This is a genomic window from Chryseobacterium sp. YR221 (genome assembly GCF_900176315.1).
GTDB lineage: Bacteria > Bacteroidota > Bacteroidia > Flavobacteriales > Weeksellaceae > Chryseobacterium > Chryseobacterium rhizosphaerae.
The window spans coordinates 48,600-71,184 of record NZ_FWXM01000002.1 but is presented as its reverse complement, the minus strand read 5'-3'; the positions used below and the strand labels follow the sequence as shown (position 1 = coordinate 71,184).

Sequence of the window (22,585 nt, the reverse complement as noted above, 5' to 3'; positions counted from 1 at the left end):
TGTATTATTTAAATTTGTAAGAGACCATGACTCCTCCTCTGTAGGGGATAAATTCACCACTTTTATTAAGATCGTTTGCCTGATCATATCTTTTCCCTGTTGTTTTGTCATATCCTTTATAAAAACTCTGGGATGTTCCCACAGTACCATAAATGTCAAGATTCCAACGGTCAGATAACTGAAACTGATAACCGGCAGTTAGCCCTAGCATAATAGAAAATCCTTTTTGGTAAAGATTGGAATTAATATAAGTATCACCATTTTCCTTGACAATAACTTTGTCATTCCAATAGTTCCATTTTTGAACATTATAGGCTGCAAAAGCAAGATTCGCTCCCAAATACCAGTGCTTAAAGGCCTCTTTGAAATAATACCTGCCTTCTACGGAAGCAGAGTAATACTGAAGCTTATGTCCGGCAAAAGATTTCCATGGGGAAATAAAAACATCTCCCTGAATGGTATATTTAGGACTTATCTGCTTTTCTACACCGGCGTTAATGATTCCTATAGGTAGAAAAAGAGCATTCCCTTTTATGTATAAACTTTTATCCTGTTCTTGTTCCTGAGCGTGTAAAGTACCTATTGCCAGGAAAGCTAAAAGGCCTGTTAATAATTTATAATTCATCAGTATATGTTAGTGTATTTTATTTAATAGCTCTTCGGCCAGTTTGGAATCTTTATGGGTTTGAACGGCTATATTTTTAGACATTTCTGCATAATTTTTTGCCATTTCTTTATTACCAGTAAGAAAATACAGTTTGGCGAGAATATAAGTGTTTTCAGAGGTCTCACTTCTCATTACAGATTTTTCTGCCCATTCTGTAGCCTTCTTTAATGAGGCTGGTGTTTTGATATGATCACTGAAGATCCATGCCGCTCTTAAAAGCTCATTAGGCTCAAAGGCATCAGCGTTTTTATAATAGTCTAATGCGGCTTTTTCAAATTCCGGAAAATTGGCATTCTGCTCATAGTAGCTAAGTTTGGTCTGATTAAGTTTTGTGGTAGCTGCTTCTTTTCCTACTAAAGGTTCGGCTGCTTTCATAAAGGTATCCTCATTGATTCTTTTGTTTTTTTCATCAATGGACTGTTCTACTATTTTAGATAATTTCAACTGAGCATCAAATTCTTTATAGGTCTCTTCAGGTAGAAACTTAATGATCTCAGCTTTTCTTGAAGTGAAAATACTATAATTGGGGTCTTCTGTTGACTTTACAAAATAAAGCAGAAGACCGATTTCTTCTTTTGAAAGCTCTTCAGTCTTTTTTTTATTTTCAAAATATCTTTCAGAAGCTTTTTTAGCAAAATCAAAATCACTGCTGGAGTTCAGTTTCATAACATTGATCAGAAATTCAGGATCTTTTTCACCATTAGCAAAACGTTCTTTCAAAGAACCTTTTTTATTGCCGGGAGAATTGATGTCCTGAGCCATAGTGACAAACATACCCGCTTCCATATACCCTGAGTTTTGAGAAACAAGTTCTCCTTCACCATTTAAAAAAAGATAAGTAGGATAGGAACGTACTCCATATTTAGCTGCAATCTCCCGTCCTTCTCCTTTTTCCATGTCGAATCTTGCATTGATGAAACTCGCATTAAAGTAATCTCCAACGGATTTTTGGGTGAAAACATTTTTTTCCATCATTTTGCATGGCCCACACCAGGAAGCATAGGCATCTAGAAAGACCAATTTCTTTTCCTTTTTAGCCTTTGCGATAATATCCTTGAATGGTAATTCCTGGAATTGAATAGACTCTTGAGCTGAGATAATGATAGAACAAAAAATAGATATCCCGGAGATGATCTTCTTCATTTTCAAATTAGATTTGTAAGCGAAGATAATTAATTTTCAAAACATAAAGAGCTGATTCCGCTTTCTGATAGAGTATATTAACTAATTTTAAGATTTAAAGCAGCTTTTGGTTGACGGACCCTGTGAAAAATTACAGCAGGAATTTAGACTTAAGTATTCTGAATACAAGCCTTAATCACAACATTTTTAACTTTCATAGTTGCTTTTTAGCTAGGATGGTCCGTTATTATTTTTTAGCATTTTTATGTTCTTTACCCCAAATTTCCAATTGGTTCAGGATGGGAATTAATCTTTTACCAATCTCAGATAATTCATACTCTACCCGTGGAGGAACTTCTGCATAAACACTTTTTATAATCAAATTTTCCTGTTCCATTTTTTTCAGCTGGAGGGTAAGCATTCTTTCGGAAATATTGGGAATACTGTTCTTCAATTCATAGAATCTCAGCTTTCCGTGTTTAAGATGATAACAAATGGAGAGGATCCAGCGTCCGCTGATCAGATTAACAGCATATATTTCTGAACAGCATTGTTCCAGTGTTTTTTTATTTTCATTATTGGTGGATGATTCTTTAATACTCATTACTTACATTTTTGTTCGTTTCATACAATCTAATGCATACTTGGACAGCATAGTACCTATCAGTTAAATTTACAAATAAAACAGGAAATATCTTGTTTGAAGGTGTCATTTGTAATACAAAATATAACAGCATGGACTTTAACAGAATTGATGAAGATTTAAGAACAAGTATAGAAAATACTCCTTATTCATTAGAAATTGACGAAGAAGTATTTTTAAATAATCCCGAGCTCATCCAACGGGAAAGAAAAGAATTTGTAGAAGCTCACCCTTTTAAGAATCCCGATCATATCCTTACAAAAGATATTTTTATAGAAAGTTCTGTGGATAGATATGAAATCAGATTACACATTTATCAGCCGAAAAAATATAATAAGGATAAAACACTCATTTATTTTCATGGAGGAGGATATGTATTTGGGTTACCCGAACAGGTGGATGATCAGATGTTTGAAATTTCGGATAAGCTTAATGCAACTATTATATCTGTAGATTACAGATTATCTCCTCAGTATCGGTTTCCAATTCCCATTCTGGATGGTTTTGATGCTTTACAATGGGTGATTAGTGAAGGTGAAGCTCAGTTGGGAATTAATCCGGATCATATTACGGTTTTCGGAGCCAGCGCCGGAGGTCATCTGGCAGCAGCGGTTACCCAGATGGCTGTAGATCATCATATTGAAAATATAAAGCATCAGTTTTTATTGTATCCGGTAATTCATAACCGGTTAGACACTCCTTCGATGAAAGAATTTACAGATGCTCTTTTATGGAATAGGGTATATGCTCAGGCAGCCTGGCTTCATTTTTTGGGGAAAGAGAATGTAGATAAGAGTATCAGATATGCAGATTTAACTCATTATGATAATTTTGCTCAATTACCTCCCACGACTATTATTGCCTGTGAATTGGATCCTTTAAGGGATGAAGATATTGAATTTGCACAGTTGCTGTATAAGGAGGGTGTCAAGACTGAATTATGGGTTATTCCGGGTGCCTTGCATGTTTTTGATCTATTTGATTCTCCTATGAGCAATCAGTATAAAGATTTTATGATGAACAGGCTTTTCTGTAAAAACAAATAAAAGGAAAAAAATAATATTAAAAACCGTCTTCATGAAGACGGTTTTTATTTTTCTGAGATGATTTTTGTACGTATTTTGATTATATATTTAATTCACTTTATGGTCCTGAAATCTTTGTTATAATTTTGCAAACGAATAATTTACCTGTAGGAGGAAACAAGAATTTAGAAAAAATTGAATATTAATTTTAAACGCGCACTGTCTCAAAAATCCGTTTATATAGCTGCTTTATCTGTTTGCTTAATTGCAGTTGTAGCGCTTGCTATTTTGAGCTTTTTAATTACGCGTGACAGCCAGAAAAATACTGAAGATTTTGCAAGAAAAACTTTTGTCCGCAAATATGAATCCGTTGAAAATGAATTCAGAAATATTGAGGATTATCAATATCTGCTTCGTGCACTGATCCAAAAAGACGGTTTAAAAAACTATAAAGACTATTCTTCAGTTTTAAATGACCTCAACAAAAAACGTAATCTTTTAGCCTACAGCTGGTATTACTACTATAATGAAGTTTCCGGAAAAACAGAGACCAATAGCCCTTTGTCCGAGGTTTTTGAAAAAACAGGAAATATAGAAAAGTCTGTTCCCTTACAAAATAATGCAGCCGGACATTTTAAAGATCTTTTAATGACGCGTAAAGACAGCCTGTATTGGGTGAGCTATGATTCTTTGTTGCTACCGGATAAGAATACACTGTATTACGGTTCTGCCGTAAGTCTGGATGATCTTCACCAATATTTTATCAATGTAGATAAAAGCTCGAATACCTACGCCTATGTTTTTACGAAAGAAGGTATTTGTATCACCCATCCTGAAAAGAAATATTTAGGTAAGAATATTTTTGATTTTACAGATATTAAGCCCAAAGATACGTTGACGGGTAAGACAAAATCAGGATATACCGAAGGTATTGCAATTTCTGAGTATCTGGGGGTTGAAGTTACCCGGTTTATAAAACCTCTGAAAACGGATAATTTCGAAGGATATACCGTTGTTAACCATGTCAATTTTATTATCGATGAAAACGTATATAAAGTAAAAACCTATACAACCTATATTTTTCTGGCAGCCTTGTTTCTTATTGTAACGGTCTTTATATTGTTTCAAAGATCTGCTCATATTGCCTATAAGGAGAAAGAAAAGATACAGTCTGAAAAGAATTTACTGTTGGTTGAGAATGAAAAGATGCATAAGGCAGAAGTTATTAACCAGCTTCAGCAGCTTAAAAATAATATCAATCCACATTTCCTGTTCAATTCTTTGAATTCCCTATACATGCTGATTGGGATTAATAAAGACAATGCACAGAAGTTTACCATGAATCTTTCAAAGATCTACCGGTATCTTATTGTACCTCCAAAAGAAAATATTGTTTCTGTTGCCCAGGAGATCAATTTTATACAGCATTATATGGAGCTTTTGAAAAGCAGGTTTGATGAAGAATTGAATTTTAAAGTAGTGATTAATCATCAGGAGAGTTTAGAAAAAAGAATTCCCTATCTATCCCTTCAGATTGTAACGGAAAATGCTATAAAGCATAATATAGCAACCATAGACCAGCCTTTAGAAATTATCATTACCATTGAAGAAAATGGGATCATTGTAAAGAATACCTGGCAGCTCAAAACAGAGCCTGTTCAGGGAGAGAAGTTCGGAATTGATTATTTGAATCAAGTTTATGGATATTTTAAGAATAATTTTGTTAATATTTCTGTAGATGGTGAATATTTCATATGTTTTTTGCCATTAATGAAGTGAAAATAAAAATCCATTCACTCCCGAAATATCCCCTCTCACTCCCTAACACTATATATATGATTCTCTTTACCTATAGCTTTGCCCGCTGAAACTAAGATATTTACTATTTGGAATGAATCGGACTATTTTAATGAAGAATTACAGGCTGGCACTGTATTTAGGACTTGCTGTGGCTTCGCCGGCAGTTCTGGCACAGAAAAAAGATTCTGTAAAAACGACTAAAGAAAAAACTGAAAAAGCTGACGTTTCTTCGAAAAAAACAAAAAAAATTGAAGACCTGATCAAAAAAGGAACTTATAAAAAAGGACTTTTTAATACGATCCAGGTAAAAACGGATGTCTATTTTGAAATCCCTGACAGCCTGATGGGCCGTCAGTTTTTGGTGGTTAATAAGCTCTCTCAGGTACCTATGCAGGTAAATGAAGCTGGCTTAAATAAAGGAATGAATTATGAAAATAAGATCATTTCTTTTCACCGAGATACGGTAGCTAAAAAAGTTTGGGTGAGAACTTCAGAGGCGAAAGTCTCTTCCCCTAAAAATGATGCTATTACAAAATCGGTAAAAGATAACTTCTCAGAATCTATTATTGAAGTTTTTGATATTGAAGCTCAAAATTCTGATTCTACAGCGGTAGCCATTAAGGTTAACAAAATTTTTGACGGAAATCAGAAAAGCTTTAATGATGTTCTGGCTAATGTAGGATTGGGAGGATCAGTAAAATCTAGTCTTTCTTACATTGAAGGAGTGAAGACCTTTCCTCAAAACCTTGTGGTAAAATCCCAGCTGTCAACATCTGTGAATGAAGGAGGCGTTGATCTGCCGGTAACATTGGGGGTAACCACTAATCTTGTCCTGCTTTCTAAAATTCCAATGAAACCGAGAGTTTCTGATCCAAGAGTTGGTTTTTTTACAGAAAAACACTGGACATTTAACGATGGCCAACAGAAAATGGATGAGAAATTCTTCATTACCAAATGGAATTTGGAACCTAAGGATGAAGATAAAGAAAGGTATTTGAAAGGAGAATTGGTAGAGCCTAAAAAACCGATTGTATATTATATTGACCCATCCACTCCAAAGCAATGGCGTGAGAAAATTATAGCAGGAGTTCATGACTGGCAAGTGGCTTTTGAGCAGGCAGGTTTCAAAAATGCGGTTATCGCAAAGATGCCGGATGAGAAAGATGAGGATTTTGATATTGATGATGTAAGATATTCGGTGATTACCTATGCGGCTTCCCCTAAATCTAATGCGATGGGACCTTCCGTAGTGGATCCGAGAAGTGGTGAGATTATAGAAGCGGATATCATCTGGTGGCACAATGTAATGACTTCACTTCAGGAATGGATGAGAATTCAGATCGGGCCTATAGATCCGAAAGCCAGAGGAAATAAATTCAGTGATGAATATATGGGAGAGGCTATCCGATTTGTTTCGTCCCACGAAGTAGGACATACTTTCGGATTGAAACACAATATGGGATCTTCCTTTGCATTTCCTGTAGAGTCACTCCGTTCCAAAGAGTTTACCGATAAGATGGGGGGGACCGCACCTTCCATTATGGATTATGCCCGTTACAACTATGTCGCTCAGCCGGAAGATGGAGTTACAGCTATTACTCCAAAAATTGGAATTTATGATAAATATGCTATCGAATGGGGCTACCGTTGGTATCCTGAAGAATTTTCAGAGAAAAAAGCGCTGAGAAATTTAATAGAAAAACATGAGGATGACCCTCTGTATTTTTATGGAGAGCAGCAAAGCTATCTGGAAACCATAGATCCTCGTTCACAATCTGAAGATTTGGGTGACGATGCCATGAAGGCCAGTGAGTACGGGATGAAAAACCTGAAAATTGTGGTAGATAATCTTTTAAAATGGACCTATGCGGATGGTAAAGATTATACGGATGCCGGTAAACTGTATTTAGGAGCTATTGGACAATGGGATCTGTATACCGGTCATGTCATGGCGAATGTAGGAGGAATTTATCTGAACAATACCAATTTCGGAAACAAGAAAAAAGCTTACGAAGCAGTACCTGCAGAGACCCAGAAAAGAGCTGTTGATTATCTTGTGAAAAATGCGATCAACCTTCCGGAATGGTTATTCTTTAATCCGATCTCAGAGAAAACATATCCTGTTAAAAATTCTCCAATGGGTCCGTTTGAACAGACGCCGTATACCTTGGCAAGAGGAATGCAATATGCGAATATTTATTCTCTGTTGATGGATGACAGACTGTTGAGACTCCTGGAGAACGAGTTAAAACATGAGGTTTCAGGATCAAAAGAGGAAATATATACTGTTGAGAATTTATTTGATCAGGTAAGAGCTGCTGTTTTCAGTAAAAAAGGAAGCCTGACTATTCTTGAAAAGATGACGCAGAAGAACTATGTGGATGCTTTAATTGTTTCGGTGAATAAATTATTTGAAAAGACAGCAGTAAAGGCACTGAAAGTAGACAATACCCTGAAAATGCCAATGATCTGTAATTTCCATGAAGATGATAAGGATCTTAGAAACATTAATTATTCCTCAATGAAAAGAGTATCTGAAGTAACGACCTATAAAAGGGCAGAACTGCATAAGGTACTGGATTTACTGAACAGAACCAGATATAAAGGAGATGATGCCTCAAGGGCTCATTACACAGACTTAATTATTCGAATTGAAGAGGCTTTAAATAAATAATCGGCTATGAAAAAAACTCTAATACTTTTACCTCTTTTGGCTGCCAATATTGCGCTGGCCCAACAAAAGAAAACAATCACAGGTAAGGTCCAGGATGGCAATACCTCACAGATCATTGCAGGAGCATCTATAAAAATAGAAACACAGTCGGTTTCTTCAAAAACCAATCAGGAAGGAATTATTGAAAGTGTTTCAATAGGTACGGTAACAGATAAGAACGGGAAATTTGTTTTGGAAATTCCTGAAGGTACAAAATCCGTATTGGTAAGTTATCTTGGATATGAATCCAGACTGATTCAGATGGATGAAGATCAGACAAACTATAATGTGAAACTGATGGCTGTTTCGGATGAGGTTTCTGATAAAAATAAGATCCAGGAAGTGATCATTACAGGATATCAGAAAATTGAAAAACGTAAGCAGACCTCAGCCGTTTCAACGGTTAAGATGGATAATATTAACCAGGCAGGTGTTGCCAGTGTTGACCAGATGTTGTCAGGGCAGATTGCCGGGGTAGTGGTTACTCCTGAAACAGGAGCTCCGGGAGGGCCTGCCAAGATCAGAATCAGGGGAACAGCTTCTTTATCTGGTCCTCAGGATCCGTTATGGGTAGTAGATGGTCTTCCTTTGGAAGGAAATGATATTCCAAACTTTAGTGATAAAGATAATATTGATCAGCTTCAGAACTTTTCAATTGCAGGGCTGAATCCAAATGATATTGAAGATATCACCATCTTAAAAGATGCAGCAGCAACAGCTATTTACGGAGCCAGAGCAGCTAACGGAGTAATTTCCATTACTACCAAAAGGGGAAAGAAGGGGAGTATGAGACTGAATTTTTCAGCAGATACCTTCATTACATCCCGTCCTGATTTTGACAAGCTTAATCTTTTGAACTCTAATGAAAAAGTAGATCTTGAGTTAATGCTTGCCAAGCGTGCAGATCTGACGTATCGTGCCGATAAGGGGGAAGTAATGAGAATTTTAACCAAAAACGGGCAGCTGGACGCTTTCAGAACCGGAGGTTTAGATGGGCTGGATGCACTGACCCGTCAGCAGATTGACGGCCTGAGAGGTAATAATACAGACTGGGGAAAGCTGCTGTATAGAAATGCGATCAACAGGCAGTATGGACTAAGTCTTTCCGGAGGGAGTGACCGTTCGGATTACTATTTCTCATTAGGATATTTTGATGAAGAGGGAACAACAATAGGTACAGGGTTCAAACGATATAACCTGACCTTGAAGAATAACTATAAGATAAGCGATAAATTTAATGCAGGAATCTCTATTTTTGGAACTCAAAGTGAAAAAGAGTCTTTCATGACGGATGCAGATGCTGCAGCTAATCCTATTAATTATTCTAGAAATGCCAATCCTTATCTGACACCTTTCAATGCAGATGGAAGCTATAAATACGATCCGGATATAGACGGTACAAGAGATGCCTATATTCCTTTCAACTTTTTGGAAGAAAGAGCGAATACAAGCTATACCCTAAAAAATTATTCATTAAAAGGGATATTGGATTTAGAGTACAAGGTATCCAAAAGCCTTAAGTTTACCTCACAGCTAGGTATGCAGTATGATACCAATAAAACGGAAAAATTTGCTGCTGAAAATACCTATTTTACCAGAAAGATGAGAGAGGGAACCCGTTATTATAAAGACGGAGCAGCCCGCTACTTCTTACCGGTAGGAGGAGTAAAACAAAATTGGGATAATGATTTCTTTCAATACAACTGGAAAGTACAGGGGTTGTATAGTACAAGAATCAATTCGGTACATGAGATTGATTTAATGGCCGGAACTGAAATTCGTAAAACAGAGGATAATACCAGGGTTACCAGAGCTTTTGGTTTTAATAGCCTTACCAAAACAGGAACTCCGATTATATTTCCTAACTCTGATTTTGCTGGAGATAAAAAATACGAAACCTACCGTGAAATGCCTACGGTAGAGAATGCTTATGCTTCTATGTTTGCAACGGCTTCTTATACCTATGACCAGAAATATACGTTTTTCGGAAGTGTGAGATATGATGGGACCAACCTTTTTGGAGTCAATAAAAAGTACAAATATCTGCCAATCTGGGCCGCTTCAGGTTCCTGGTTGGTTACCAAGGAAAACTTTATGAAGAATGTACCTCTTATTTCTAATCTTAGATTAAGGGCTTCTTATGGTTTACAGGGAAATATTGACCGTAATACATCACCGTTTTTTATCGGAGAATATGGGGAAGCAACCATTCTTCCAGGAAAAAAAGAAGAAATTATTAATGTAATAACTTCTCCGAATGACAAGCTTCGTTGGGAAAAAACAACTAATGTGAACTTCGGGATTGATCTGGGATTGTTTAAAAACCGTATCAACCTTACTGCTGATGTATACAACAGAAAGGGAACAGATATGATCAGTATGAGAGAAACACCGCTTGAAACAGGTTTCAATTATACGATGATGAACTGGGGAAGTTTAACCAACAAAGGTTTTGAGGTAGCCATTTCAACCAGAAATATCGAGAAAGAAAATTTCAAATGGTCAACCACTATTAATTTTGCTCATAATAAGAGTAATGTTATTACTGAACAACCTCGTCAGAACTCAATGCTTCCTTCAAGAGAAGGCCTTCCTGTAAATGCCGTGTTTGCCTTGAAAACGGCAGGGATGGATGAGAATGGAAATCCTATGTTCTGGAAAGGGAATGAAAAGATGAAAATTGAAGACTTCTTTAAACTGTATGATGTGTATGAAGAATTCCTTCCAGGCCAGCTGGTAGGGACAAAGCTTACCGCTGAAGAAATGAGAGGTCTGTTCACTTACATTGGAGACAGAGACCCTAAATTTACCGGTGGTATTATAAACACCTTTAAAGTACATAATTTCGATCTTACTGTTTCAGCAGCTTTCAGCTTTAAACAGACTGTGATGAGGTCGCCTTCTTACAGAGGAATGGATCTGGACAGAGGAAGAAATTATACAAGGGATATTTATGAAGCAGGAGTTTCTCTTCCGGCGATAACAAGTCCTAATATGGAAAATAATCCGGGATGGATGGGTAACAAATGGCTTACCGATAGCCCGAATAATGCATATGGGCTGCTTGATATATGGGCGAAAGAGATCAGTTACCTGAGAATCAGTAGTATCCGTTTAGGATATACACTTCCTAAAGAATTTACGAGTCCTATGGGAATCAGCAGTCTGAGATTGAGTGTGGAAGGTCGTAACCTTTTTGTATTCAGTAACGGATATAAAGGATATTTTGATCCGGAGACCTATGGTAATATTTATGCACAACCTATTGCCAAATCAGTTACAATTGGCTTTAATGTTTCTTTTTAAAACTTGAAAAAAAATGAGAAAAATAACTACATTCATTGCTCTTGCAGTCATTAGCTTTACAAGTATAGGATGTGACCGGTTTCTGGACATCCAGCCTGAAGGGAAAGTAATCCCGGTTAGTGTTGAAGATTATAGAAAAATACTTACATCAGCATATTCCAAATATCCTATTCATAAATCCCTTTCTGCACTTCGTACAGATGAGATGGTGATCGATGAAGATACCAGTGATTTTCCTTACTACCGTGAACTTTCAATGTGGAAGGATAGCAATTATGATGCTGAAACAAAAGAATTTCAGTGGGCTGATTTTTATACGGTAATCTTCTACCTGAACCAGGCTATTAATGAAGGAAGTAAGACCATGAAAGACTCTCCCGAAAAAAATCAGATTTTGGCGGAAGCTTACGCGTTGCGTGCTTATTCCTATTTTGATTTGATTAATTTATATGCAAAACCTTATAATGGTGCTACAGCTTCTGCAGACAGGGGAGTTCCCATTAGCCTGATAGCTGATATGGAAGCCGTGTTAAAGCCTTCTTCAGTACAGGAGGTCTACAATCAGATCCATGAAGATATGGAAAAGGCGAAAGGACTTATGGTAGAACAGAAGCAGGCTGCCGGTGCAAACTATAAATTCTCCAAAAATGCACTGATGGCTTTCAGTGCAAGAGTTGCTCTTTATCAGGGAGACTGGAATAAGGCGCTGCATGAGGCCCAAGAGCTATTGACTGTAAAAGGGGAATTAAGTAATTTAAATACCACCAATACCGCCCCTAACCATTATGCTTCAGTGGAATCTATTTTAGCATTAGATAACCCGTTGAATACCAATGTGCAAAATGTAATTTTTGCGTCTCCGGAATTGATTGCACAATATAATACTGCTACAGACAAAAGATTTGGAATCTATTTTGAGAAAAGTAAGAACAAATATAAAGTGATCAAAGGAGGTAGTAATGATTTCAGAGTGTCTTTCAGAACAGCTGAATTATACTTTATAAAATCTGAAGCATTATTGAAACTAAACAGGCTTGATGAAGCTAAAGAAGCACTGCTTCCGGTTTTAAAAAACAGATATACAACAGATGGATACACTTCTGTTCAGAATCAGCTCAACGGGATGAATACAACAGACTTCATGAGTTTTATTCTGGATGAAAGATTCAGAGAATTTGCCCTGGAAGGTCACAGATGGTTTGATTTGAGAAGAGCGAACCAGAAAAAAATAACGCATACCGTACTAGGTAAAGAATATATTCTTCAACAAAACGATCCGAGATATACCATAGAATATCCGATGAGTGCAAAGAAGAATAATCCGAATTTATAACACTTCATATTAACACCCTTTGAAACCGCTTGAACTTGATTGTTTAAGCGGTTTTTTTGTACTTTTGCCAATAGTATGAAAATTGCCATTATAGAAGATGAATTGCTGGCTGTTAATTATCTGAAAACCCTTTTGGATAATCAAAGCATAGTCCCTGTTACAGAGACTGTTATTCTTCGTTCCAAAAAACAGGCAATAGATTTTTTCAAAAAAGATTCCGCAGATCTTATCTTCATGGATATTCATCTTGGCGATGGAATGAGCCTGGAGATCTTTGAGCAGGTAGAGCTGTTTACTCCTATTATTTTTATCACGGCATTTGATGAGTATGCGATGCGGGTTTTCAGGCATTTTACCATCGACTATCTCCTGAAACCTTTTGAAGAAGAAGACTTACACAAAGCATTACAGAAATTTATCTCCATCAGGAACAATTTTGATCCGGAATCGACCTTAAAATCCATTTCTACCTTACATCAGGGAGGTTCTGAAATGATGAAACGTTTTATGGTAAGAGAAGGGAATAAACTTAAATCCATAGATGAGCATCATACAGCCTATTTCTTTGCATCGGGTAAATATCTTTTCTTAACGACAAAGGATCACCAGACCTATATTTATGATGATACCATTAAGGATATTATTCAAAAATTAAATCCCAATGTTTTCTTTAAAGTAAACCGAAAGTTTATCATTAATAAAGCAGCAGTCACTGAAATTATTAAACATTCAAGCCAGAAAGTAGAACTTAAGCTTTTCCCCGAACCTGAAGTGAATACCGAGGTTTTTATCAGCAAAATACAGATTGCTGAATGTTTAAACTGGCTGAACAGCTGATATACTTTGTAAAATATCCGCATCTATCTTAGAGCCTTTCCAGAATAAGGTGTCTTATTTTTTTGTATTTTCCATCCTTCAATTAATGATTAACCATTGAATCATGAAAATATATCTATTAGCTGCTTTATTATTTTCTTCTTTAGTATGGTCTCAAAAGATACAGCTGAAGAAAGACAAGATCCTGGTCAATGAAAAAGAAGCCGGAATTCTAAAATCTCCTTACCGGGATCACTTTGAGTTTTATACCTTAGCCAACGAAAAAGTTTTCGATGCCGATCTCAAAGGGGTTACCCTGGCAAAGGACCAGTTTCTGTATTACCTGGATATGAAATCGGCAGATGGAAAGACCACTCAGATTCCATATGAAGTATTAATCACCTCTTTTAAACCGGACAGAATTGTTGCCCATCAATTAGCTGTAAAATACCATCTCTTCGGTGAAAATGGTTTTGATAAAAATGAGGTGGAGAAATTCTTTGCAACACCGAGAGAAAATTTAGCGGATAAATACCTTACCGCAAAAACCAACAGCATTGCAGAAGATAATGAAAGAAAGAGCAGACTTGATAATATCAGAAGTCTTTATAACCCAAGATTGGGATCAAAAGGTGAAATCCTGATCAATAACGGAAATTATCCCGCTAAAATAATCGGCTATGCCAAAGGGTACAGCTGCGCTGGATTTAATACGGCAGGCTCATGTCTGGAGGTAAGTGATCTGGATGGGATTAAGGTAGCTTCAATGTATCAGACACAAGGGATCAAAACATATGCAGTAAGAACTTTTGATCATAATGAGTTTACTTTTACTGCGACAAGACCGTACGCCCAGTCGGATTATGCTTTTGTCAACGAGTTTATAGCCAACCTTTTTATCCAGGGTTATACACTGGAACATCAGGCGTATTATAAAAATCAGGAGCTTCAGCATGCAAAAGTGACAGATGCCGTCAACCGCAGTATCAATTTATATGATGCTCCGGGGTATCTGGTAGAAAAATCAGGGAAGAAGACGGAAGGAACGATCACGATCTGGTTTGAAATGCTGGATACTGAAAGAACCGGTCAAAAGCTTCCTGAAGGAGGGGCCGACTTTTTTGGACAGCGGGTTACTTTAAAGAAGCAACTGCCGGGAATAAGAAGTATGGCCACCAAAATCTATGATGCAGACTCCGGTGTATATTTTTGTGTTGCTGCCAATGGAAACGAAGAATGCTATTACGGATTGGATGTAAAAGGGGAGTTCATGAAGAAAATGCAGAACTATGGAAGCCTGCACGGTAACAATTCCTATTTCTACAGGCTGATAGCGAAAGAGAATAAAATCATGCTGCTCCAGGATCCTGTTGAGCTGCAAAAATATGTCGTCAAAACAGACCTTCAGCCCAAAGGGCAGATGCTTGATAACAGATCAAACGATAAACTATCAGAAAAGCTGGCTGATTATCTCAAAGATTGTAAAACAGTTTCTGATCAGTTGAAAAAAGAAAGCTTTGATCTTAAAAACGAAGAAAACCTTATGCAGATTATTTCTGACTACAGTAAATGTAAGAAGTAAATAGCAGATCAATACACAACCCGTAATCCGGCAATAGAGCTCTCATTCTATTGCCGGATTATTATTTATAGGGGAAATCATAAGATTTTAATTTTCTTTCAGAAAAAATTTAATGCGTCAAGTTTTGACGTTGAGCGCCTATACTTTTGTTTCAGAAATAAACAACAAGCTATAATGATGATACCACTTTTTATGAAAATGATATTCACATGTCCGAAAATCAAAGATCATAACGAAGGAGTGTAAAATTTTCACATTTTTTTATTACAAAATATAACACGTCAAGTTTTGACGTCAGCCTGAAATAGCTTTGCTTAAGAATCAAACACCAAATCACAAAATAGTAATCATCCATGGATAAACCAAGTGAAAACAGAATAAGAAATCTCCATCCATTGGTAAGGCAAGAAGTCACACAAATTGTAAAAGAATGTGATGAAGCCCTTACCGGGAGAGCAAGAGTGAGGATTACCCAGGGGTTAAGATCCTTTAAAGACCAAGATGCATTATATGCGCAGGGAAGAACAAAAGCCGGAAAAAAAGTCACCAATGCCAAAGCCGGACAAAGTATTCACAATTACGGATTAGCGGTAGATATCTGCCTGATTATCGACGGAAAAGTAGCAAGCTGGGACACTGCGAAAGACTGGGATAATGATGGCGTAGCCGACTGGTACGAATGTGTAAAGATCTTTGCAAGACACGGCTGGGACTGGGGCGGAAACTGGAAAACCTTTAAAGACCTGCCACATTTTGAACGAAGCTCCATCTGGAAAGGCGAGCGAAAGATCAAAGCATCCTGGAGAAACTTACAAAATTTACCAAAAGATAAAGACGGATATGTAATTTTCACCAAATAACCCCGGGATTATTTCACAGTGAAAATCAATAATACAATCAACCGGAATGATTGTAGAGGAAGGGGTTTGTCTTTACCGGAAAAAAAATAGACCTCTTCTTAATTGAACAGTAGGTAAAATCTGAAAAAATTCTGAATAATAAAATTATTGAAGCAGCTAAGATACATGAAGAAAAATCATATTGCCTTTTTAAGGAAACACTACTTAAAAAGCAACCAGGCTTAGTATTCTTAAAGCCCTAATTGACCTTAATCGTTCAGAATGCTTTTCAGTTTTTAGGAGACTGATCATTACTACCGTCTTATCTTTTACTTAACACCAAAAATCACAAAAATGCCACAAAATATTCCATCGGGAAGCTTGTCAACAGCTCCCGACAGCAAAGGGCTTAACGTACGGCCAGATCTGTTGCCGGAGTCTTTCTTCTTCCTGGAGAAAGGAAAGATTTTCTCGCAAGACCCGGCCGGAAAATTTGGAGCCAATGGGACTGTATTCAGGACCACCTCCAAAGTAAGCTTTACCGGCAAAGTATATACCATTTGCCAAGGGCAGGTATTTTTACAACCTTGTGGTGCAGATACCACTAAAGTAAATGCGATCCTGAAGCCTTTTAATCAGCCGATTAAAGGACTAGCGATCAAATATATCGTATACAGAGGCCTGAACAGGTCAGATTTCTTTGAAGGCGACCTGATCAAATCGACAGCCACCACAGGTTTTGTAGACGTTATCAGAAAAGAATTCACAGGACTCTATAATATGCTGGGAATTACTGTGCCTCCGTTTACCGCTCAGCATATCGGGTTTCCGGCAGGAACTAATCAGTCAGTAGATGATCTTATTGATGATTATTTCCTTAAGATTTCTAAAGTTGAAGTCACGGGAAGTACTGCTACTGAACAACCTAAAAAAGCTTTTGAACTGCCTATGATCCCAAGAGGAACCCATCTTGGAAATGTCACTGGAAGCATTGGAATTGATATTGTACTGAACGAAGGAGACTATACGATAGCAAACGATCCGAACCCATTTCAATTGAATCTGGCTTTTGCCCGAAATCCTGACCATGTTTTAGATCAGGCTATTGGTAATACAGCTTTTAAAAAGAAACTGATCAGGGAAACAGCCACCCAGTTCCTTGATATTGCCGCCTTTTATGGCTTACATACTCAGGGAAAAGGAAAAATTCATATGAGTGACAATTCTGTCCTGCAAACGGTAGAACAGATTGCCAGTCAGATTTCAGGCTTTAAAACAGCTGAGACCACCTATTTGTATATCCAGGGCAGCAGACAGAGATCTTATAATTTCTACGGAAATCAGAATCTGGAAGGAAGTACTGACAATATTAAAATCGGACCAACAGCTAGTAATCTTTCCTTAGAGCAGTTTGAAGCAGGCTGGCCGGTAAAAGAGCTGGTTGCACAGCCATCATTGGTAATGCAGCTTACAACTGATAATAATGATGCCGCTGCCATGTACGTAAAACAAGGTGTTTTACATGCAGATACAGCCAATGAAGATTATTTTATCAGAGGTAAAAACTTATTGCAGGAAGAAGGAAATGGAGTAGATACCAATTTTACGAAGCCTATTACTTTCAGTTTAAATAAAACAAGTGCCAATAAAACGGTTGCTTCGTTTATACAGTTGATTTATGAAGGGAAAACAGTGAAAATCACTTCTGAAACGCCAGGTCCAAACCCTGGTGATCCCGCTGTAAGCACAAGCTACGATTTGAAAGACATTGATGACATCTTTGGATTGATTAATGTAACTCCTAAAGTTCAGTCTAAAGGAGGTAATGAGCTTGCTTATATAATTGATCAGAATTTATTATTGATTGATTTTGAAAGTAAAACACGAAGAAAAGACATTGCAACGGTGACCACTAAAAAGGTTGAGGATCTGATCATGAAAAATGATACAGAAAGTTTGCCAAGAGTTACTTATGAAACCTTGTTGAACAATATCCGTCAGAATGTAGGTGGTTTTTTTGAAAGCAGAGCAGCTTATCAGGATAATTCTAATAGTGGAACAATTTCCTATAGTGATAAAAGAAATAATTTTTATCAACTTGCTTTTCCATATTATTTGCAAACAGAAAAATATTCAGGAGCGAATGGGGTACAATTTACTGGAGTATCATTATATATGGATAATGGGACATTACCAAGTAAAAAAGTTTTGGGAATCACTGAAGATGAAAATAATAAAATTAAAACTCTGATTTCAGATAAACTTCTGAATAATCCAAAATTTTATTTTAAAAATGAACTTGAAGAAGAAAGTGCTTTTTATCAATCTTCCGAAGGAATAGAGTATAAAAAATATTTTCTGGCAGTATTAGGAGAGGATCAAGAAGGAAAGCTCACTATTGCTTTTCCTGATACTCCTGTATATGTTACAACTTTAGATAGTCTTGCTTTTTGTTCAGAGGAATATGGCAAATGGCTGCCAATTACAAATAGTATTAACACAGAACCCATTAATTTAAAAATCTTATAACATTATGGAAGCATTATTTTTAGCAACCAGAATTGCTGTAAGAAAAGAAGGTAAAACACCAAATGGAGGATCATATAATCTTTTGCCGACCGGAGCTAATAATACATTTGTATTAACGCCAGAAGGGCAAGTACTCGAATTTAGAATTCAAAAAAGTCCAACTACTTTTCTTACCTATATTTACATTGGTTATGAACTTATTCTGGATACGGATAAACCATTATTAACAGATAAAAAAAAGTATAAATTCGGACAGTTCGGTGGATTTTGTTTGAATACAGTATATGAACAATATAAAAATTTTAAGTTATCACTGGAAAAATTTTTACAGAGCGATAATTGGTTTGATAATAATTTTGAGTATGCGCAGAACTCGGATAGTATAACAATAGATAGACTAGAGTTTAATGAACCGGCTAAATATTATAAACAAAAAAAATACTTTTTAACGGTTACAGAACCTGACATGGACTTTTTTTCGCCGGAGAAATATACGGATTTTGTATTAGACCGATCGGAAAATTTATTACCAACTCCATCAGGAAGATTTTATCAAAAGAATATTCCTGCTATTGACAGTGAGCCAATTAAGAAACAACGTTATACCAAAACGATCACACTTATTGCCTTTCGTGCAGACCTGATTTGTAGAGATATTTTTGGAATTATTTCAAAGGAAAATATTTCTACTATTAAACAAGCTGTTTTCAAAAAATATCAACAAGGTGACGGCTCACAATATAACAGCCTTTTGAAAATTGATCAAATCATTGGAGAGCTATTAAAAGATTGGGGATATATAGATCAGGTAGAACCTACTTATATTTTTGATGGTAAATCTTGTGAGTTTGCAGAAGCCTATTATAATTCGATGTCAAGTTTTTATAGTTCGCTGAGAGGAGCTGATAAAAATACATATTTTGGATATGATAGCCACAATAATCCGTTAGATTTTAATGGAAGACCTATAACTAACGATGGTATTATACAACCGGGAGGAGCTATGGGACAGGCTACTCAACAGGAAAAAAATAAAGCAGATAATGAAAGGAGAATTAATATTTTATTAAAACATCTTACAACTGCGGGAATTGGTTTATTAGACTATGACACAAGGTTGGGCTTTGTTGCTGATATTCTTAATAAGCCTTCATTACCAAAAGAAAGTGGAAGCGAGCTTACCCAAAATAATATTTTAAAAGTTATTTCAACGTTTGCAAATCCAGATGATGCAGATCCTTTTTTAAATTATCTTCTAAAGAAAAATAATGGAAATTTATTAAATTTTCAAAACCTTTATTACAAAATTATTGAATATATTATTGAGATAGACATTCCTGTATTGGGTATTCCGGTAGGAAATAAGGAAAGAAGTAGAAAGGTATTGGTTTATACGCTATTTACAATATGGAATTATTCTAAGTATAATCCCAGCTATATTCCTGCTGGAGTAACACCCAATTCAGAAGGGCTTAATCCAAATAGTTTCTTTTTAACAACTCCGGGAAAATATTATTTTGAAAAACAAAATGGAGAGCCTGCAACAGATAAGAGTTTGGAATTTGAGGCTATTGAAGTAGGGCAAGATGTCATATTTAATTATTATAAAGTTGACGAAGAATTTCATCAGGAAAAAATTCGTATTAGAAAATATGAAGGAAGGATTTATAATATTCAAGACAAAGTTACTGATTTATGGTATCATCTGTATCAGCCGATATTTATTATGGGTTACCAGAACGTAGAATCAGACAAAAAAGAAAAATTCTGTATACCTGAATTTCCAAGAGTTCCTGCGTTTATGTTCTTTTATTTTAAAGAACTTGAAGAAAAGAAAAATACGAATGCTCTTATTAATCTGGGAGTGCAGGTTACTTCTGATATCTTATTGATGTATTTAACTGGAGGAGCTTCTGAATTAATGGAAATTAGATACCTTAAGTACTTATCAGAATCAGGGAAGATTATTTTAAACCCGAATCTTTATAAAAATGCAAGCAATGTCGTAAAATTATGGAATGTTGTAAATACTGCTGAACAGATATCTTTTGTTGCTTCTACATTCGCAAATTTCGCCACTTATCTGGGGGAAACCTCTAATAATCCAAAAGATAAGGAATTTTATGAAAGAATGAGAAACCTTGCATTCTTGGTGATGTTGGGAACAGGTTTTGGATCATTAGTAGCACAGGGAAAAGCTGTAAAAGAAGCAGATGTCATTTTAGGCATGCTAGGTTTACCTGAGGTTACAGTTGTATTGAATGAGGATGCTAAAAAGTTTTTAATATCTCTTGCACAAACGGAAAAGTATTTGGAAAGTATTATAGATAAAATTTCAAAGACTTTCCTTCCAAGTACGGGAATTGATGGAACACCTTTGCTAAATGCAGTTCAAGCTTTGACAAAAGAACAGAAGGTTGCTTTTTATTTTGATTTTATTCATTTGGGGAAAGAAGATCTTCTTAAGATGGGAAAGGTTGTGAATGGTGAAGTTATTGCTGTGTCGAACTGGAAAAAATTACTGGCAGTAGGTTCGTCTGATCGTAATACTATAGCTATCATTACTGATATCTCAAAAACTAATCTGATGGAAAGGTTTTATAAAGAAATTCCAATCAAAAAAATTCTTGAAGCATCTGGATATGATAGAAGATGGACTTTTTTAAATAGCTTTAAAAATATAGATTCTGCAACTTTTAATAGGATTAAACTTTATCCAAAATCTATTTATGTATTTTTTAATCATAATCCTGAAGGTCAAATATCATTATCGCAGAATGCGAATGTTTGGTTGAAATATTTTGAAGCTAGAAAACTATATAAAAATCAGCAATGGAGTGAGATTGCTCATTTATTCCATCCATCAATGAATTCTCCAATTAATGCTTCAGTAACATTCAATAGCTTGCCAGGGCAGAAATGGATAAATGATGGTGATATAGAATTTACGGAGCAAATAGCACATGGAATCTCTGATATCATAAATAATTCTAATGATGTTTCAGCAATTGCGAAATATTTGAATGTATCTGAAAATATTGTTTCATTTGCAAAAGAAAACTTTTTCAAAAAAGATAGGTTTTTGCTTGTAGAGCTTCCTGATGAGACTTTAAAATATTCTTACGGAAGATTTGTTAAGACTACGGAGGATTTACTTGATTGGAAAAATGCTGTTGAAGGAACTCTTGAAGATATAAATTCATTTAAATGTTTTATTGCACATGAGTATATTGAAGGTAAATTAATAGATAACTATGGAATGGGATATAGATCATTTGATGTGTTTGTTGATTTTCAACCATTCTCATTTGGAGCTCATGATATTGCTGTTAGAATTGATAACGGTAAATATGTTCCAATTTCTAGAATAACAGATCCTCCACAGCTTAAATCTGACTTGACAAATGTTGACGAAATTGTAAAGTGGTTTGAAGAATTTTATAAATTAGATTAAAAAAAATAATATGAATTTAAAAGGAATAAATGAAAAAGTTCAAGATATGTACAGTATAGATCCTAAAACTTTTTCTAAGAATAATAATGATAATGTCTCAAGCATTTTATTATTTAAAGATTATATATTTCGTTTAAAAACATGGAAAGATGTTTTAAATATAGAATATGTTCCATTTGGAAAATCTCTCAACTTAGATAGAAATAATCTTTTGACTGATATTAATTCAGAGTGGAATGATGGAATGATACCTTATTCACATTTTAGTAATCATTTAAGTGAGCACCTTAATATAAGTATTCCTCAAGGTCGAATTCAAAACTCATTATTTATTTACTTATTTGCTTATTGGGAAATATATAAAAATGATCTGCAAATATTGCAAATAATGAAAGAAAATCCTCAATTATCTCATCCGTATGAAGGTATTATTAAGATGTTTCGAAATGATTATATCTATACGATGGAAGGAATCAATATATCTGGTATAACAATGAGAAATAGTAGTATGAATCTTATATTACCCTCAATAGAAGATTCTTTTTTAGAATATATTGATTTAGAATGTCAATTAACAGGAAGTGATGGAATTCCTAATCAAGAAAAAGTAAATGAATTATGGCAGCATTTTCAAAGTTTGTAAAGATTATCAATATATAAATTTTTGCTAAAAATCAACAAAAACTTTATATATTTATCTTGACTTATAATAATTCAAAAGATATTTTAAACACTTTTGTTTATTGAAATGCTAAT

The 22,585-nt window shown here is 35.5% G+C and carries 14 protein-coding genes; 11 read left to right on the top strand and 3 right to left on the bottom strand.

Features of this window, described 5'->3' with window-relative positions; all coding sequences use genetic code 11:
• Positions 1-4: 4 nt before the first annotated feature.
• From B8967_RS05290 to B8967_RS05280, 3 genes are all read right to left on the bottom strand, one after another.
• Positions 5-625 carry a DUF3575 domain-containing protein gene (locus B8967_RS05290; protein ID WP_084085019.1) on the bottom strand — a complete coding sequence of 207 codons (621 nt, stop codon included), beginning with the start codon at positions 623-625 and terminating at the stop codon, positions 5-7.
• Positions 626-634: 9 nt separating this feature from the next.
• Positions 635-1,810, bottom strand: coding sequence for a thioredoxin fold domain-containing protein (locus tag B8967_RS05285; protein ID WP_084085017.1), 1,176 nt, complete (start codon positions 1,808-1,810; stop codon positions 635-637).
• Positions 1,811-2,036: 226 nt separating this feature from the next.
• The gene (locus tag B8967_RS05280) at positions 2,037-2,393 is read right to left on the bottom strand and encodes a winged helix-turn-helix transcriptional regulator (RefSeq protein WP_047495303.1); all 357 of its coding nucleotides are present in this window, start codon (positions 2,391-2,393) and stop codon (positions 2,037-2,039) included.
• A gap of 131 nt (positions 2,394-2,524) precedes the next feature.
• Here B8967_RS05280 and B8967_RS05275 point away from each other — a divergent pair, with 131 nt between their 5' ends.
• The 11 genes from B8967_RS05275 to B8967_RS05225 all read left to right on the top strand — a co-directional run bounded on the left by B8967_RS05275 (position 2,525) and on the right by B8967_RS05225 (position 22,472).
• Positions 2,525-3,478 carry an alpha/beta hydrolase gene (locus B8967_RS05275; RefSeq protein ID WP_084085015.1) on the top strand — a complete coding sequence of 318 codons (954 nt, stop codon included), beginning with the start codon at positions 2,525-2,527 and terminating at the stop codon, positions 3,476-3,478.
• 174 nt (positions 3,479-3,652) lie between these two features.
• Positions 3,653-5,236 (top strand): histidine kinase, encoded by a 1,584-nt coding sequence (locus tag B8967_RS05270; protein ID WP_084085012.1) that lies wholly within the window; start codon positions 3,653-3,655, stop codon positions 5,234-5,236.
• A 112-nt stretch (positions 5,237-5,348) separates the two neighbouring features.
• The gene (locus B8967_RS05265) at positions 5,349-7,931 is read left to right on the top strand and encodes a zinc-dependent metalloprotease (RefSeq protein ID WP_084085010.1); all 2,583 of its coding nucleotides are present in this window, start codon (positions 5,349-5,351) and stop codon (positions 7,929-7,931) included.
• Positions 7,932-7,937: 6 nt separating this feature from the next.
• On the top strand, positions 7,938-11,276 hold the full coding sequence (locus B8967_RS05260; RefSeq protein WP_047493451.1) for a SusC/RagA family TonB-linked outer membrane protein: 3,339 nt from the start codon (positions 7,938-7,940) through the stop codon (positions 11,274-11,276).
• Positions 11,277-11,289: 13 nt separating this feature from the next.
• Complete coding sequence (locus B8967_RS05255; RefSeq protein ID WP_084085008.1) at positions 11,290-12,609, top strand: RagB/SusD family nutrient uptake outer membrane protein; 1,320 nt, start codon at positions 11,290-11,292, stop codon at positions 12,607-12,609.
• A 75-nt stretch (positions 12,610-12,684) separates the two neighbouring features.
• Positions 12,685-13,446: a LytR/AlgR family response regulator transcription factor gene (locus tag B8967_RS05250; RefSeq protein WP_047493446.1), complete on the top strand. Its 762-nt coding sequence runs from the start codon at positions 12,685-12,687 to the stop codon at positions 13,444-13,446.
• 103 nt (positions 13,447-13,549) lie between these two features.
• Positions 13,550-15,007 (top strand): hypothetical protein, encoded by a 1,458-nt coding sequence (locus B8967_RS05245; RefSeq protein WP_084085006.1) that lies wholly within the window; start codon positions 13,550-13,552, stop codon positions 15,005-15,007.
• A gap of 353 nt (positions 15,008-15,360) precedes the next feature.
• Positions 15,361-15,867 (top strand): M15 family metallopeptidase, encoded by a 507-nt coding sequence (locus tag B8967_RS05240; protein WP_084085004.1) that lies wholly within the window; start codon positions 15,361-15,363, stop codon positions 15,865-15,867.
• A 333-nt stretch (positions 15,868-16,200) separates the two neighbouring features.
• Positions 16,201-18,375 (top strand): hypothetical protein, encoded by a 2,175-nt coding sequence (locus B8967_RS05235; RefSeq protein ID WP_084085002.1) that lies wholly within the window; start codon positions 16,201-16,203, stop codon positions 18,373-18,375.
• Between the two features lie 4 nt (positions 18,376-18,379).
• The gene (locus tag B8967_RS05230; protein WP_084085000.1) at positions 18,380-21,829 is read left to right on the top strand and encodes a hypothetical protein; all 3,450 of its coding nucleotides are present in this window, start codon (positions 18,380-18,382) and stop codon (positions 21,827-21,829) included.
• Positions 21,830-21,839: 10 nt separating this feature from the next.
• Positions 21,840-22,472 (top strand): hypothetical protein, encoded by a 633-nt coding sequence (locus tag B8967_RS05225; RefSeq protein ID WP_084084998.1) that lies wholly within the window; start codon positions 21,840-21,842, stop codon positions 22,470-22,472.
• Positions 22,473-22,585: the final 113 nt, after the last annotated feature.